Below are 13,171 nucleotides of genomic sequence, written 5' to 3' on the forward strand. Positions count from 1 at the left end.
GGGAGCATTAAGAAGACATTAACGTGCCGGATGATGAACGGCGTTAAACCCCAGCTTATGCAGCAGCGTCGCCGCCGACGCGTCGTCGCACATCACATACAGGGAAGACCACTCGCGGCGCTCAACATAGTTCTTGCGCAGCTTATCAAACTCACCCGGGATCCCCGCCACTTTACGCAGCAGCGCATCATCGCGGCGCACATCATACACCAAATGCACCAGCCTTTTCAGCGTTGCCTGATCGAGCGGACCATGCAGGGTAATGCGGCCAAATTCAGGCGCCGGGAGTAAGGTATCCAGCGCTACCTGCTGCGGATGGCCGATAAAAGCGCTGTAGGCCTCGAAGACCTGCGTCGTGCCGCGCGCTTTCCCCTCGAGGGTATAACCGGCGATATGCGCTGTGCCCACGTCTACCTTGTTAAGCAACTCAACGTTGAGATCCGGCTCCGGCTCCCAGACGTCCAGCACCACGCTGAGGTCTTGTCCTTCATTCAGACATGTCAGCAGCGCAGCGTTATCGACCACAGGGCCACGGCAGGCATTTATCAGAATAGTGCCAGCCTTCAGCCGACGGATCAGCGCCTCGTCAGCAAGATGCAGCGACTTATACGGCCCCTCTTTAAACAGCGGCGTGTGGAAAGTCAGCACGTCGCACTGTTCGACCAGCTCGTCCAGCGAGCGGAAATCCCCGTCATCACCGTTGTCTTTGCGCGGCGGATCGCACAGCAGCGTGCGGATCCCTAACGCTTCAAGACGCTTTTGCAGGCGTCCGCCGACGTTACCCACGCCAACAATCCCCACGGTGCGGTCCTTCAGCGCAAACCCGTCGCGCTCGGCCAGCATCAGCAGCGAGGAGAAAACGTATTCCACAACGGCAATGGCGTTACAGCCCGGCGCGGCGGAAAAACCGATTCCAGCCTGCTTCAGCCACTTATCATCCACATGATCGGTCCCTGCCGTTGCGGTTCCGACAAATTTAATCGCTTTACCGGCGAGCAACGCCTCATTTACTTTGGTCACCGAGCGCACCATCAGCGCGTCTGCGTCATCCAGTTCGTTGACCGGGATCGGGCGACCAGGGACAGCCTTAACGTTACCCAGGCGGCTAAACAGCTCACGGGCATAAGGCATATTTTCATCAACGAGGATTTTCACGTCTGAGTACCTGTTTGAGAGGAAGAAAACCTGCCAAGTGTGCCATAATCTGGCCGCCAGGCATATACGTATACCTGGTTTACGCTGAGTTTTGACTTTAAGGATTTTTGACGATGCAGCCCATTTCAGGTACGCCGCCACGCCCTCCGGGTGAAGGCCCCGTCACGCCAAACGTTGCCGGTGAACAACCGCTATCCACGCAGCAGCGCACCGTGCTGGAGCGACTGATCACGCGCCTGATTGCGCTGACTTCACAGCAAAATGCGGAAGTCTGGGCCGGGGTAAAGCATGATTTAGGCGTGAGGAACGACGCACCGCTGCAGTCGCGTCATTTCCCTGCTGCCGAGCAAAATCTGAACCAGCGTATTACGACCGCGCAGCAGAACCACACCACGCGCCAGATTGTTGCTCAGCTGACGGAATTGCTGGGCCAGGGTAATAACCGCCAGGCGGTGAGTGATTTTATTCGCCAGCAGTATGGTCAGACCGCGCTAGGGCAGCTGACGCCGGACCAGCTCAAAACCGTGCTGACCCTGCTGCAGAACAACGAGCTGTCTATTCCGCAGCCTCAGGTGCGCCCGTCGACCGAGCGTCCGCTGCTGCCCGCCGAGCACAACACGCTCAAGCAGATGGTGACAAAGCTGGCTGCGGCCACCGGCGAACCGACGAAGCTTATCTGGCAATCCATGCTGGAGTTGTCCGGCGTGAAGGCGGGTGAACTGATCCCGGCCAAACAGTTTACTCATCTGGTGACCTGGCTCCAGGCGCGCCAGACGCTCAGCACCCAGAATGCCCCTACCCTGCATACTGTCCAGGCCGCGCTGAAACAGCCGCTTGAGCCGCACGAGTTCGACGTGATTCGGGATTACGCCCAGCAAAACTGGCAGGCCACGCCGCAGACGGTGCTGACCACCGCGCAGGTGCAGGATCTGCTCAATCAAATCTTCGTTCGTCGCGCCGAACGTGAAGGCGGCGTGCCGGAGGTGAGAAACGTTCAGCCGATCTACAGCCCGCTGTTTGCGCCGGTCGTCGAGACATTCAGAACGCTCTCTGCACGTCCGGGATTGATGTTTATTGCACTGCTGATTGCCCTGGCGATTTTCTGGCTGGTTGCCTGAGGTTTTGCCCGGTGGCGCTGCGCTTACCGGGCCTACAACGGCTCGAATCGTAGGCCGGGTAAGGCACAGCCGTCACCCGGCAACAACGGCTCAACGCCTGCGAAACGCCACCAGCGTCACCACGATCCCCACCACCGCAGAAACCGCACCGGCCAGAAAGACGGACGGATAGCCAAACGAGGTCGCTAACACCCCGGCCAGCGGTCCGGTAACGCCGTATGAGATATCCTGAAACGCCGCATAGCCGCCGAGCGCCGTCCCGCGCACCTGCGGGGCCACGCGCTTCACCACTTCAACGCCCAGCGCCGGGAAGATCAGAGAACAGCCGCAGCCGGTCAGCGCAGCACCCAGCAGGGCCACGGATGCCACGGGAGCATTCCACAACAGCAGAAGACCGATAGCTTCAATGACCAGCGATGCCACCGCCACCTTCACGCCGCCAAAGCGATCCGGCATCCAGCCAAAAAGCACGCGCATCAGCACAAACGCGCCGCCAAAGGCAGTAAGCGTAAAACCGGCCATCGCCCAGCCGCGGCTCATAAAATAGAGCGATACAAACGTCCCTATTACCGCAAAACCCACGCCCTGCAGCGCCAGGCCCAGGCCCGGCTGCCAGATTTGGCCGACCACGCTCCACAGGGAAGGACGCTCGCCTTTGTGCGCAGGTACCTTACGCACCGAGCCGTTAAACGCCCATGCCACAAGCGGCAGCGCCATGGTCGTTGCAGCCAGCGCCGCAAACCCGAACTGGCTGTTGATCAGCAGGCCAAGCGGTGCACCGGCGGCCAGCGCGCCGTAGATGGCCATGCCGTTCCAGGACATCACCTTGCCGGAACGTGCTGGCCCCACCAGCCCCATTCCCCAGGTCAGGGTGCCGGTCAGCAGTTGGCTTTCACCGAAGCCAAGAATTAAACGGCCCAGCACCAGCAGCGCAAATTTATACGCAGCGTCTACCGGCAGGAGAGCCGCCAGCAGCCAGGCGCCGCCAGCCAGCCCGCAGGCAAACATCCCCTGCAGCGCCGAGCGTTTAGCACCGTGCTGATCCGCCAGCCGTCCGGCGTAACCGCGGGTTAAGACCGTGGCTAAAAACTGAATGCCCACGGCAATACCGACCATGGTGTTGCCATAGCCCAGCTCCTGATGAACGAACAGCGGGATCACCGGCAGCGGCAGGCCAACGGTCATATAGGTCAGGAATACCGCAAAGGCGATACGGAACAGCGAGACGTTCGCTGAAGGGGTTGTTTCTGTTTGAGTTACTGCAGTCATGCTTTACTCCGAAATGAAGAGTAAGGCGGGGAAATGCCACGCCCCCTCTACCTGATTATCAGGATTAAGGTGCGTTGGTTGACGTTAAACGCTTACGCATTATCGTGAGGATAATGTTGAGGGGTGAAGTTTGCCTGTGAGATCAGCTGCTTGTCAATGCATAAAAAAGGGGAGCCTTATGGCTCCCCTTCTGAATCAAACATAAAACTTATGCTTTCAGCTTACGCATGACCAGCGTGGCGTTGGTACCGCCGAAACCGAAGCTGTTGGACATGACGGTAGTCAGCGTCGCTTCCGTTGGTTTGGTCACGATGTTCAGGCCAGCAGCCTGCTCGTCCATCTCTTCGATATTGATACTTGGGGCGATAAAGCCGTTTTCCAGCATCAGCAGCGAGTAGATCGCTTCCTGAACGCCAGCCGCACCCAGAGAGTGACCGGTCATGGCTTTGGTCGCGGAGATCGCCGGGCTGTTGTCGCCGAAGACTTCGCGGATCGCACCCAGCTCTTTCACGTCGCCTACCGGCGTAGAGGTACCGTGAGAGTTCAGGTAGTCGATTGGGGTGTCAACGCCGTGCATCGCCATCTTCATGCAGCGCACCGCGCCTTCGCCGGATGGCGCAACCATGTCGGCGCCGTCAGACGTTGCACCATAGCCCACGATTTCAGCGTAGATGTGCGCGCCACGCGCCAGTGCGTGCTCCAGTTCTTCAACCACAACCATACCGCCGCCGCCCGCGATAACGAAACCGTCACGGTGCGCATCATAGGTACGGGAGGCTTTGTCCGGGGTCTCATTGTACTTGGTGGACAGTGCGCCCATCGCGTCGAATTCACAGGCCATTTCCCAGCCCAGCTCTTCGCCGCCGCCAGCAAATACGATGTCCTGTTTACCCAGCTGGATCTGCTCAACAGCGTTACCAATGCAGTGCGCGGAAGTCGCACACGCGGAGCTGATGGAGTAGTTCACACCGTGGATTTTGAATGGGGTCGCCAGGCACGCGGAAACCGCAGAACCCATGGCTTTGGTGACCACGTACGGACCTACCGCTTTCAGACCACGCGGGCTACGCATTGCGTCAGCACCGAATACCTGCGCTTTAGATGAACCGCCGGAACCGGCGATCAGACCCACGCGCGGGTTGTTCTGATAAACCTCTTCGCTCAGGCCAGAATCTTTGATCGCTTCCTGCATGGAGAGATAAGCATAAATAGAGGCATCGTTCATGAAACGAACCACTTTGCGGTCAATCAAACCGGTGGTGTCCAGTTTGACGTTACCCCATACGTGGCTACGCATACCTGAATCTTTAAACTCTTCAGAGAAAGTGATCCCGGAGCGTCCTTCACGCAGAGATGCCAGGACTTCCTGCTGGTTATTACCGATGCTGGAAACAATGCCCAGGCCAGTAATCACTGCACGTTTCATTCAATACCTCTGTAAGTCGCACTATAGTAAGTTTCGAGTCGCACAATAGCGTACACTTGTACGCCGAACAAGTCCGATCAGACATTTTCTGCGGAAATTTGCACCGATGGACTCACATCGTTAAGATCGTGCCACTGCCTGTCAGACGAGTAACTTACGTGAAACAAAACGCTATACAACCCGCCAACCTCGAATTCAACGCTGAGGGTACACCTGTTTCCCGAGATTTTGATGACGTCTATTTTTCTAATGATAACGGGCTCGAAGAAACTCGCTATGTTTTCCTCGATGGGAACCAGCTCAGCACCCGCTTCCCGGAGCATCCGCGGAGCCTGTTTGTGGTCGCGGAAAGTGGGTTCGGCACCGGGCTGAATTTTTTAACCCTCTGGCAGGCGTTTAACCAGTTTCACGCTGCACACCCTGAGGCTACGCTACAAAGATTACATTTCATCAGTTTCGAAAAATTCCCGCTCACCGCGCACGATCTGCGGCTCGCTCATCAGCGCTGGCCAGAGCTTGCAGCCTGGGCGGAGCAGCTTCAGGCGCAGTGGCCGCCTCACATCGGCGGCTGCCACCGTCTGATTCTGGACGGCGGACGCGTGACGCTGGATTTATGGCTTGGCGACATCAATGACCTGACCGATACGCTCGATGATTCGATGAATCAGACGGTGGACGCGTGGTTCCTGGACGGCTTTGCCCCCGCCAAAAACCCGGACATGTGGAGCCAGCACCTCTTTAGCGCGATGGCGCGGCTGGCGCGCCCTGGCGCAACGCTTGCCACCTTCACCTCGGCGGGCTTTGTCCGCCGCGGGCTGCAGGAGGCGGGCTTTACCATGCAGAAGACCAAAGGCTTTGGCCGCAAGCGCGACATGCTGGTCGGAAGGATGGAGCAGACGCTGGACGTTCCCGCTCAGGCGCCCTGGTTTGCACGCCGCGCCAGTGCATCACGTGAGGTGGCGATAGTCGGCGGAGGGATCGCCAGCGCCCTGCTGTCTCTCGCGCTTCTCCACCGTGGCTGGCAGGTCACGCTCTACTGTGCTGACGATGTGCCCGCCAGCGGCGCGTCCGGCAACCGCCAGGGGGCGCTCTATCCGCTTTTAAGCGCGCACGACCCGGCCCTGTTCCGGTTTTTCCCGGCGGCGTTTACCTTTGCTCGTCGCCTCTACGACGCCCTGCCGGTAGCGTTCGATCATGACTGGTGCGGCGTGACGCAGCTCGGCTGGGATGAAAAGAGCCAGCAAAAAATCACGCAGATGCTGTCGCTGGGCCTGCCTGACGAGATTGCCCGCGCGGTAAGCGCGCAGGAGGTGGCAGCCACCGCTGGCGTGGAAACCGGCTGTGGGGGCATTCAGTATCCGCTCGGCGGCTGGCTGTGTCCGGCTGAACTGACCGCGGCGGTCATTTCCCTGGCGCAGTCGCGCGGGCTGAAGGCACATTATGCTCACACCGTTGAATCGCTGAGCCGAAGCGAGCGCTGGAATCTGCGTTTTGCGGATGGCAAAGCGGTAAGCCATGCCAGCGTTGTGCTGGCAAACGGGCATAACATCAACCAGTTTATCCAGACAGAAACGTTGCCGGTTTATCCGGTCGGCGGCCAGGTAAGCCACATTCCGTCCTCCCCCGAACTGAGCAAACTGCGTCAGGTGCTGTGCTATGACGGCTATCTGACGCCGCAAAATCCGTCTAACGGCCATCACTGCATCGGGGCCAGCTATCATCGTGGCGAAACGGATATGCGCTACAGCGATGCGGATCAGGCGCAAAACCGCCAGCGCCTGATTGACTGTTTCCCGGATGCGGCATGGGCGCAAGAGGTTGACGTCAGCGAAGGGGAAGCGCGCTGCGGCGTTCGCTGTGCCACCCGCGATCATCTGCCGATGGCGGGAAATGTGCCGGACTATGAGGCAACGCTTGAGGCCTATCAGGACCTTGCTGATAACCGGGATAAAGCGGTAAGCGCGCCGGTTTATCCGGAGCTGTATATGCTCGGTGGATTAGGGTCTCGCGGGTTGTGCTCTGCCCCGCTGCTGGCAGAAGTGTTGGCCGCGCAAATGAGCGACGAGCCGGTTCCGCTGGACAGTGTTACGCTTGCGGGGCTGAATCCGAATCGCTTGTGGGTACGGAAACTGCTGAAGGGGAAGAAGGTTAAGTAGGGGGCGGCCTGGTGCCCTCACCCGTCCCTCTCCCACAGGGAGAGGGTGGTGAAACACTTACTTCGCTTTCGCCTGCCGGAACAAATTGTCCCACATACCCAGCACCAGTGACTGGTCGCGCGGAGAGAGCTCCCCGGCCAGAATGGCTTTTTCCAGGCTGCGAGTGACTTCAGCGTGAACAGCGTCGGCAGAGTGATCGTCACCCGCTTCCAGCTCAGCTACCGCGAGCGTCAGGTGACCACGCAGATAACCGCTGGCGAACAGCTCATCATCACTGGCGTGTTCCACCATGTCATCAATTAACGCCAGAATGCGTGATTCAAATTCTGCGATCATCTTCTTTCCTCTGTTAAAGATCTTCCGGCCAAGGGAAGCATTCCGCCGCGATCGCCGGCGTGTGGTAATAATTCTGTAAGGCCTCGATCAGGCGCGCCGGACGTTCCGGGATGCCTTTCTCAAGATATTCCATCACCTGCGCATGAACGCGGCGCTGGAAGACGATACGGTCTGGCTCGAAGTCGCCTTCAAGGTTGTCACAGCTCACGTTGAACGGGAAACCCGCCGCGACGCAGAATAGCCATTCCAGCGCCTGCGGCTTCACTTCCACATCCTCAAACTGCCCCTGGGTGGCGGCATCACGTCCGTCCGGGCAGTACCAGTAACCGAAATCCACCAGCTCGCGCCGCGCTTTCCCCGCAATGCACCAGTGCGAAATCTCGTGAAGACCGCTGGCGTAAAAGCCGTGCGCAAACACGATACGGTTATACGGAACCTCTGCATCAGCAGGAAGATAGATCGGTTCGTCGTCGCCTTTAATCAGACGGGTATTAAAATCGTCAGCAAAACAGCCGTCGAAAATCTCAATCAGCTGTTCGTAGTGATGCGTACTGTTCATTAATTCATCCCCAACCAGGTGAGGATCTCCTGTCCATGGCTGTCATAAAGAAGTTTGGCGCTCATTACGGCCGAGACGATGACAATCATCGGGCGAATAAGTTTTTGTCCTTTGCTTAACACCAGACGCGAACCCGCGCGTGCGCCCAGGAACTGCCCTGCCATCATGACGAATCCGGTTGCCCAGATGACCTTGCCGCCAATGATAAACAGCAGCAGACCGCCGAGGTTCGAGGTCGCGTTGAGCACTTTGGCATGAGCGGTCGATTTGGCGAGGTTAAACCCGGCCAGCGTCACGAACGCCAGCGCGTAAAACGAGCCTGCCCCCGGGCCGAAGAATCCGTCGTAAAAGCCGACGCAGCCCCCGGCAATCAGGGCAAACGGCAGGCCGTGCAGACGACGCTGGCGGTCTTCCTCGCCGAGCTTTGGCATCAGCAGGAAGTAGAGACCGATGCAGATGACCAGAACCGGCAGGATCTGCCGCAAAATATCCGACTGCACGTGCTGAACCAGCAGCGCGCCCGACATGGAGCCGATAAAGGTCATCAGGATATTGAGCTTCTGGTCGGCCAGGCTCACCACCTTGCGGCGGATAAAATAGAGAGACGCCGAGAGCGAGCCGCCGCAGGCCTGCAGCTTGTTCGTGGCAAGCGCCTGCGCCGGGCTCATGCCCGCCGCCAGCAGCGCGGGTACGGTTAATAACCCGCCACCGCCCGCAAGGGCATCAATAAAACCGGCCAGCATGGCCACGAAGAACAGCACCACCAGCAGCAGCGGTGACACCATAAACAGATCGACGAAATTATCCATTAAAGTACATGCTCATCCAGTAGCGCCTGGCAGGAAGGCGGCAACGGAGGCGGTGTCTTCTTCTCAGGCTTAGAGGTTCCAGGTTTTGCCGGTTCAAACCAGCTTTGCAGTTCCGCACCGCAGCCATCGCCTGGCGGCGGTAGCGGCTGATCTTCACATTCCAGGCTATTCGCCGGGCAGCGCAGACGAACGTGCATGTGCGCACGATGCTGGAACCACGGGCGCACTTTGCGCAGCCAGTCGCGATCGGTTCCGGCATCCAGGCAGAGCTGCTGCTTGATGGCCGGGTTGACGAAAATCCGCGTGACGTCGTTATCTTCCGCGGCCAGCTTGATCATGCTGGATACGTCCCGCGTCCACAGGGACGGCACAACGCGCTTGCCGTCGCTCGCCACCAGATCCAGCGCCTGCGGCTTCAGCAGTTGGGCGGAGGTCCAGCGGGTTTTCGGCAGCTGCAGGAAGATATCGACATCCAGTCCGGTCTGGTGACTGGCGTGTCCACCGTTAAAGCGACCCCCGGCAGGCATCCCCATATCGCCAATCAGCATCGTGCCCAGCCCCAGGTTATGCACCTGATTTCCCAGACGCTGGATGAACAGCACCAGATCCGGGTGGCCGAAATAACGCCGCTGATCGGTGCGCATCACCTGATAGGTATCAGACTGGAGAGGAAGCTCCTGGGCACCGACGATACAGCCGTTGGAAAAGGCGCCAATGGACTGCGCGCTCCCCGCCACCGGGTGGGTGATTTTTTGCCATGGCGTTGCGGCCAGACTGGCTCCACTGGCCAGCAGCGCCAGCAGAGCAATTGCGGTTTTTTTCATGTTTACCAGCGTGGAATGGTGGTCGTCACGTCCGCATTCTGCGCGCGCTGGCGCAGGAAGTGATCCATCAGCACGATCGCCAGCATCGCTTCTGCGATCGGCACCGCGCGGATCCCCACGCACGGATCGTGACGTCCTTTGGTGATCATCTCAACTTCTTCGCCATCGCGGTTAATCGTGTGGCCCGGCACGGTAATGCTGGAGGTTGGCTTCAACGCGATGTTGGCAATAATCTGCTGCCCGCTGCTGATACCGCCCAGAATACCGCCCGCGTGGTTGCTCTGGAAGCCCGCCTTCGTGATCTCGTCACGGTTCTGGCTGCCGCGCAGGGATACCACGTCAAAACCGTCGCCAATCTCAACGCCCTTCACCGCGTTGATACTCATCAGCGCGTGGGCGATGTCGGCGTCGAGACGGTCAAATACCGGCTCGCCCCAGCCTGGTGGGACGCCGTCGGCCACGACGGTCACTTTCGCCCCAATGGAGTCGCCCTCTTTTTTCAGGCCGCGCATCAGTTCGTCCAGCGCGTCCAGCTTGTCGGCATCGGCACAGAAGAACGGGTTTTGCTCGACCAGATCCCAGTCTTTGATCGCCAGCGGAATGTCGCCCATCTGGGTCAGACAGCCGCGGATAACGATACCAAATTTCTGCTGCAGGTATTTTTTGGCAATGGCGCCAGCCGCCACGCGCATCGCGGTTTCACGCGCGGAAGAGCGCCCGCCGCCGCGATAGTCGCGGAAACCGTACTTTTGTTCGTAGGTATAGTCGGCATGGCCCGGACGGAACACGTCTTTGATGGCGCCGTAGTCCTGGGAGCGCTGATCGGTGTTTTCAATCAGCAGACCAATGCTGGTGCCTGTAGTGCGGCCTTCAAAGACGCCAGAGAGAATTTTGACCTGGTCCGGCTCGCGACGCTGCGTGGTGTAGCGAGAGGTGCCCGGACGACGACGGTCGAGGTCGTGCTGCAAATCGGCTTCGGTCAGTTCGATGCCTGGCGGTACGCCATCAACGATACAGCCCAGCGCCAGCCCGTGCGACTCGCCAAAGGTGGTCACGCGGAATAACTGTCCAATACTGTTTCCTGCCATCACGGCTCCGATGTTGTTGTTTGTGTTTGAGCGTTGTGAAACGGGCCGAAGCCCGCTGGATTAATCTTTATAGATGCTGAAGTGTTCGCGCGCGTCGAGCAACTGCGCTTTGGTCAGCATAAAGACACCGTCACCGCCGTTGTCGAACTCAAGCCAGGTGAACGGCACATCCGGGTACTGCTCTATCAGATGTACCATGCTGTTGCCCACTTCACAAATCAGAACGCCGTCGTCGGTCAGATAATCCGGCGCGCAGGCCAGAATGCGGCGGGTCAGCTTCAGGCCGTCAGATCCTGACGCCAGACCCAGCTCCGGTTCGTGACGGTATTCGCTCGGCAGATCGGACATGTCTTCCGCATCGACGTACGGCGGGTTAGTGACGATCAGATCGTACTGCAACGTCGGCAGATCGCGGAACAGATCGGAGCGAATTGGCGTGACGTGATGGATCAGACCGTGCTCTTCAATGTTGTGCTCGGTCACGGCCAGCGCGTCGGTGGAGATATCGACGGCGTCCACTTCCGCTTCCGGGAAGGCATAAGCGCAGGCGATGGCGATACAGCCGCTGCCGGTACACATATCCAGAATGTGCTGCGGCTGATGGCCGATCAAGCCTTCAAAGTGGTTGTTGATCAGCTCACCAATCGGCGAGCGCGGCACCAGCACGCGTTCATCGACATAGAACTCGTGGCCGCAGAACCAGGCTTTATTGGTCAGATAGGCGACCGGAATACGTTCGTTCACGCGGCGGATCACGCGCTCAACGATGCGGTGTTTTTCGCTGGAGGTCAGGCGCGCGGTGCGCATGTCTTCCGGGATATCCAGCGGCAGGTAGAGGGACGGCAACACCAGCTGCACGGCCTCATCCCACGGGTTATCGGTACCATGACCGTACCAGATATTGGCGGCGCTGAAGCGGCTAACCGACCAGCGCAACATGTCCTGTATGGTATGCAGCTCGTTTACTGCTTCATCGACAAAAATTTTATCCACTCTTTCCTCCAGGGCATGCTCGCATAATTTTCGGCGGCTAGTTTGCCATGAAGACGGCGATAAATCAGCAATGACGCGTCTCGCTTGAGGTTAAAAAATGCGTTTAGTCGGGTACACTGTCGGAAATACGAGATGAGAATGACGAATGAAAAAGAAAACATCGCTCAGCGAGGAGGATCAGGCGCTCTTCCGGCAGCTAATGACCGGGACGCGTAAAATCACGCAGGACACGATTGTCCATCGCCCGCAGCGTAAAAAAATCAGCGAAGTACCGGTCAAACGTCTGCTGCAGGAGCAGGCGGATAACAGCCACTATTTTTCAGATGAATTTCAGCCACTGCTCAATACTCAGGGTGCGGTGAAATACGTACGCGAAGACGTCAGCCATTTTGAGCTGAAAAAGTTACGTCGCGGAGATTATTCGCCGGAGCTGTTTCTTGATCTGCACGGTTTAACGCAGATGCAGGCGAAACAGGAGCTGGGGGCATTGATTGCAGCCTGTCGTCGTGAACATGTTTTCTGCGCCTGCGTGATGCACGGCCACGGTAAACATATCCTCAAGCAACAAACGCCGCTGTGGCTGGCTCAGCATCCACACGTGATGGCGTTTCATCAGGCACCAAAAGAGTACGGCGGAGATGCCGCGTTGCTGGTGTTGATTGAAGTGGAAGAGTGGCAGCCGCCAGAGTTGCCCTGACAGAATGGCGGGAAGCACATTGCCCCCCGCCATATCGCACGTCACGTCAGATGGCTTTTGCCATCTTCAGGTTGCACGGACTCATTTGCCAGTTGAAGACACCTTTGCCCGTTTCGTCGAGAGAAACATTAGCAATGGCGGATGTCGTGAACATCGGCGGGGTCTCGCCAGGGCACAGCTCAGATACCAGATAGCCAACCAGTGGCAGGTGGGAAATGACCAGCGCGGAAGCGACACCTTCATTGCACAGCGCCTGAAGATAGGCGCTGACAAGGCCGACATCACCACACGGGGTGAGTTCAGGGAGAACATCCACACTGGATGGCAGGTTCATACACTCCCCTACCACGTCCAGCGTCTGTTCTGCACGCAGGAACGGACTCACCAGAACGCGTTCGATGTCCACTTTTTGACCGTTAAGCCAGTTCGCCATCAGACGAGATTCGTCGCAGCCACAGACGGTCAAAGGACGTACTGAGTCACTGGCGGCATCGAGTGCCGCGTCGCCGTGACGCATGATAAAAACTTGCATATTGCACCGCTTTTGTTAACCAGAATCACCGGCGTTAACTACCCGCGATAAATGCTGCGAGGTAGAAAACCCGATGGTCGGGCATTGTGCCTGATCCATTCGGTGAATGAAACGCTGTTTTTTACCTCAATGGCGTAAGTATAGTCAATCTCTGTTTACAAAATCGCCAGAACAGGTTCATTCACTTCAGGATTTACCCTTCTTTGACC

At 58.2% G+C, this 13,171-nt stretch carries 13 protein-coding genes; 3 read left to right on the forward strand and 10 right to left on the reverse strand.

Features of this window, described 5'->3' with window-relative positions:
* Positions 1 to 18: 18 nt before the first annotated feature.
* Positions 19 to 1,155: a 4-phosphoerythronate dehydrogenase PdxB gene (pdxB, locus tag P349_RS10850; RefSeq protein WP_032646630.1), complete on the reverse strand. Its 1,137-nt coding sequence runs from the start codon at positions 1,153 to 1,155 to the stop codon at positions 19 to 21.
* Between the two features lie 113 nt (positions 1,156 to 1,268).
* Here pdxB and flk point away from each other — a divergent pair, with 113 nt between their 5' ends.
* Positions 1,269 to 2,273 (forward strand): flagella biosynthesis regulator Flk, encoded by a 1,005-nt coding sequence (gene flk / locus P349_RS10845; RefSeq protein ID WP_032646631.1) that lies wholly within the window; start codon positions 1,269 to 1,271, stop codon positions 2,271 to 2,273.
* Positions 2,274 to 2,363: 90 nt separating this feature from the next.
* Here the strand turns inward: flk and P349_RS10840 are convergent, their stop codons facing one another.
* Positions 2,364 to 3,542, reverse strand: a complete 1,179-nt coding sequence (locus P349_RS10840) for an MFS transporter (RefSeq protein WP_032646632.1) — start codon at positions 3,540 to 3,542, stop codon at positions 2,364 to 2,366.
* Between the two features lie 208 nt (positions 3,543 to 3,750).
* A complete protein-coding gene (gene fabB, locus P349_RS10835; RefSeq protein WP_014832795.1) occupies positions 3,751 to 4,968 on the reverse strand; it encodes a beta-ketoacyl-ACP synthase I in 1,218 nt (405 codons plus the stop codon).
* A 158-nt stretch (positions 4,969 to 5,126) separates the two neighbouring features.
* Here fabB and mnmC point away from each other — a divergent pair, with 158 nt between their 5' ends.
* Positions 5,127 to 7,124: a bifunctional tRNA (5-methylaminomethyl-2-thiouridine)(34)-methyltransferase MnmD/FAD-dependent 5-carboxymethylaminomethyl-2-thiouridine(34) oxidoreductase MnmC gene (gene mnmC / locus P349_RS10830; protein ID WP_032646633.1), complete on the forward strand. Its 1,998-nt coding sequence runs from the start codon at positions 5,127 to 5,129 to the stop codon at positions 7,122 to 7,124.
* 57 nt (positions 7,125 to 7,181) lie between these two features.
* Here the strand turns inward: mnmC and P349_RS10825 are convergent, their stop codons facing one another.
* Genes P349_RS10825 through prmB form a run of 6 tightly spaced genes read right to left on the reverse strand, consistent with a single transcriptional unit; the run spans position 7,182 to position 11,733 of the window.
* Complete coding sequence (locus tag P349_RS10825) at positions 7,182 to 7,460, reverse strand: YfcL family protein (RefSeq protein WP_032646635.1); 279 nt, start codon at positions 7,458 to 7,460, stop codon at positions 7,182 to 7,184.
* A gap of 13 nt (positions 7,461 to 7,473) precedes the next feature.
* On the reverse strand, positions 7,474 to 8,019 hold the full coding sequence (locus P349_RS10820) for an elongation factor P hydroxylase (RefSeq protein ID WP_024908937.1): 546 nt from the start codon (positions 8,017 to 8,019) through the stop codon (positions 7,474 to 7,476).
* On the reverse strand, positions 8,019 to 8,828 hold the full coding sequence (locus P349_RS10815) for a sulfite exporter TauE/SafE family protein (RefSeq protein ID WP_032646637.1): 810 nt from the start codon (positions 8,826 to 8,828) through the stop codon (positions 8,019 to 8,021). Before P349_RS10815 ends, P349_RS10820 begins: the two co-directional genes overlap by 1 nt.
* Positions 8,828 to 9,652, reverse strand: coding sequence for a penicillin-insensitive murein endopeptidase (gene mepA, locus P349_RS10810; RefSeq protein WP_024908935.1), 825 nt, complete (start codon positions 9,650 to 9,652; stop codon positions 8,828 to 8,830). The genes P349_RS10815 and mepA overlap by 1 nt, the downstream gene beginning before the upstream one ends.
* A 2-nt stretch (positions 9,653 to 9,654) precedes the next feature.
* The gene (gene aroC / locus P349_RS10805) at positions 9,655 to 10,740 is read right to left on the reverse strand and encodes a chorismate synthase (RefSeq protein WP_024908934.1); all 1,086 of its coding nucleotides are present in this window, start codon (positions 10,738 to 10,740) and stop codon (positions 9,655 to 9,657) included.
* Positions 10,741 to 10,800: 60 nt separating this feature from the next.
* The gene (gene prmB / locus P349_RS10800; RefSeq protein WP_025757143.1) at positions 10,801 to 11,733 is read right to left on the reverse strand and encodes a 50S ribosomal protein L3 N(5)-glutamine methyltransferase; all 933 of its coding nucleotides are present in this window, start codon (positions 11,731 to 11,733) and stop codon (positions 10,801 to 10,803) included.
* A 145-nt stretch (positions 11,734 to 11,878) separates the two neighbouring features.
* Between prmB and smrB the strand changes: the two genes are divergently transcribed.
* Positions 11,879 to 12,430, forward strand: coding sequence for an endonuclease SmrB (smrB, locus tag P349_RS10795; protein ID WP_032646638.1), 552 nt, complete (start codon positions 11,879 to 11,881; stop codon positions 12,428 to 12,430).
* 46 nt (positions 12,431 to 12,476) lie between these two features.
* Here the strand turns inward: smrB and sixA are convergent, their stop codons facing one another.
* Positions 12,477 to 12,962 carry a phosphohistidine phosphatase SixA gene (sixA, locus tag P349_RS10790; protein ID WP_024907662.1) on the reverse strand — a complete coding sequence of 162 codons (486 nt, stop codon included), beginning with the start codon at positions 12,960 to 12,962 and terminating at the stop codon, positions 12,477 to 12,479.
* Between the last annotated feature and the right edge of the window lie 209 nt (positions 12,963 to 13,171).

The sequence above is a fragment of the Enterobacter sp. DC4 genome, from assembly GCF_000568095.1.
Classification (GTDB): Bacteria; Pseudomonadota; Gammaproteobacteria; order Enterobacterales; family Enterobacteriaceae; genus Enterobacter; species Enterobacter pseudoroggenkampii.

Bases quoted from the DNA above. Each gene is read 5' to 3' on its own strand.
- flk (WP_032646631.1), top strand. From the start codon at position 1,269: ATGCAGCCCATTTCAGGTACGCCGCCACGCCCTCCGGGTGAAGGCCCC.
- P349_RS10840 (WP_032646632.1), bottom strand. From the start codon at position 3,542: ATGACTGCAGTAACTCAAACAGAAACAACCCCTTCAGCGAACGTCTCG.
- fabB (WP_014832795.1), bottom strand. From the start codon at position 4,968: ATGAAACGTGCAGTGATTACTGGCCTGGGCATTGTTTCCAGCATCGGT.
- P349_RS10825 (WP_032646635.1), bottom strand. From the start codon at position 7,460: ATGATCGCAGAATTTGAATCACGCATTCTGGCGTTAATTGATGACATG.
- P349_RS10820 (WP_024908937.1), bottom strand. From the start codon at position 8,019: ATGAACAGTACGCATCACTACGAACAGCTGATTGAGATTTTCGACGGC.
- P349_RS10815 (WP_032646637.1), bottom strand. From the start codon at position 8,828: ATGGATAATTTCGTCGATCTGTTTATGGTGTCACCGCTGCTGCTGGTG.
- mepA (WP_024908935.1), bottom strand. From the start codon at position 9,652: ATGAAAAAAACCGCAATTGCTCTGCTGGCGCTGCTGGCCAGTGGAGCC.
- aroC (WP_024908934.1), bottom strand. From the start codon at position 10,740: ATGGCAGGAAACAGTATTGGACAGTTATTCCGCGTGACCACCTTTGGC.
- smrB (WP_032646638.1), top strand. From the start codon at position 11,879: ATGAAAAAGAAAACATCGCTCAGCGAGGAGGATCAGGCGCTCTTCCGG.
- sixA (WP_024907662.1), bottom strand. From the start codon at position 12,962: ATGCAAGTTTTTATCATGCGTCACGGCGACGCGGCACTCGATGCCGCC.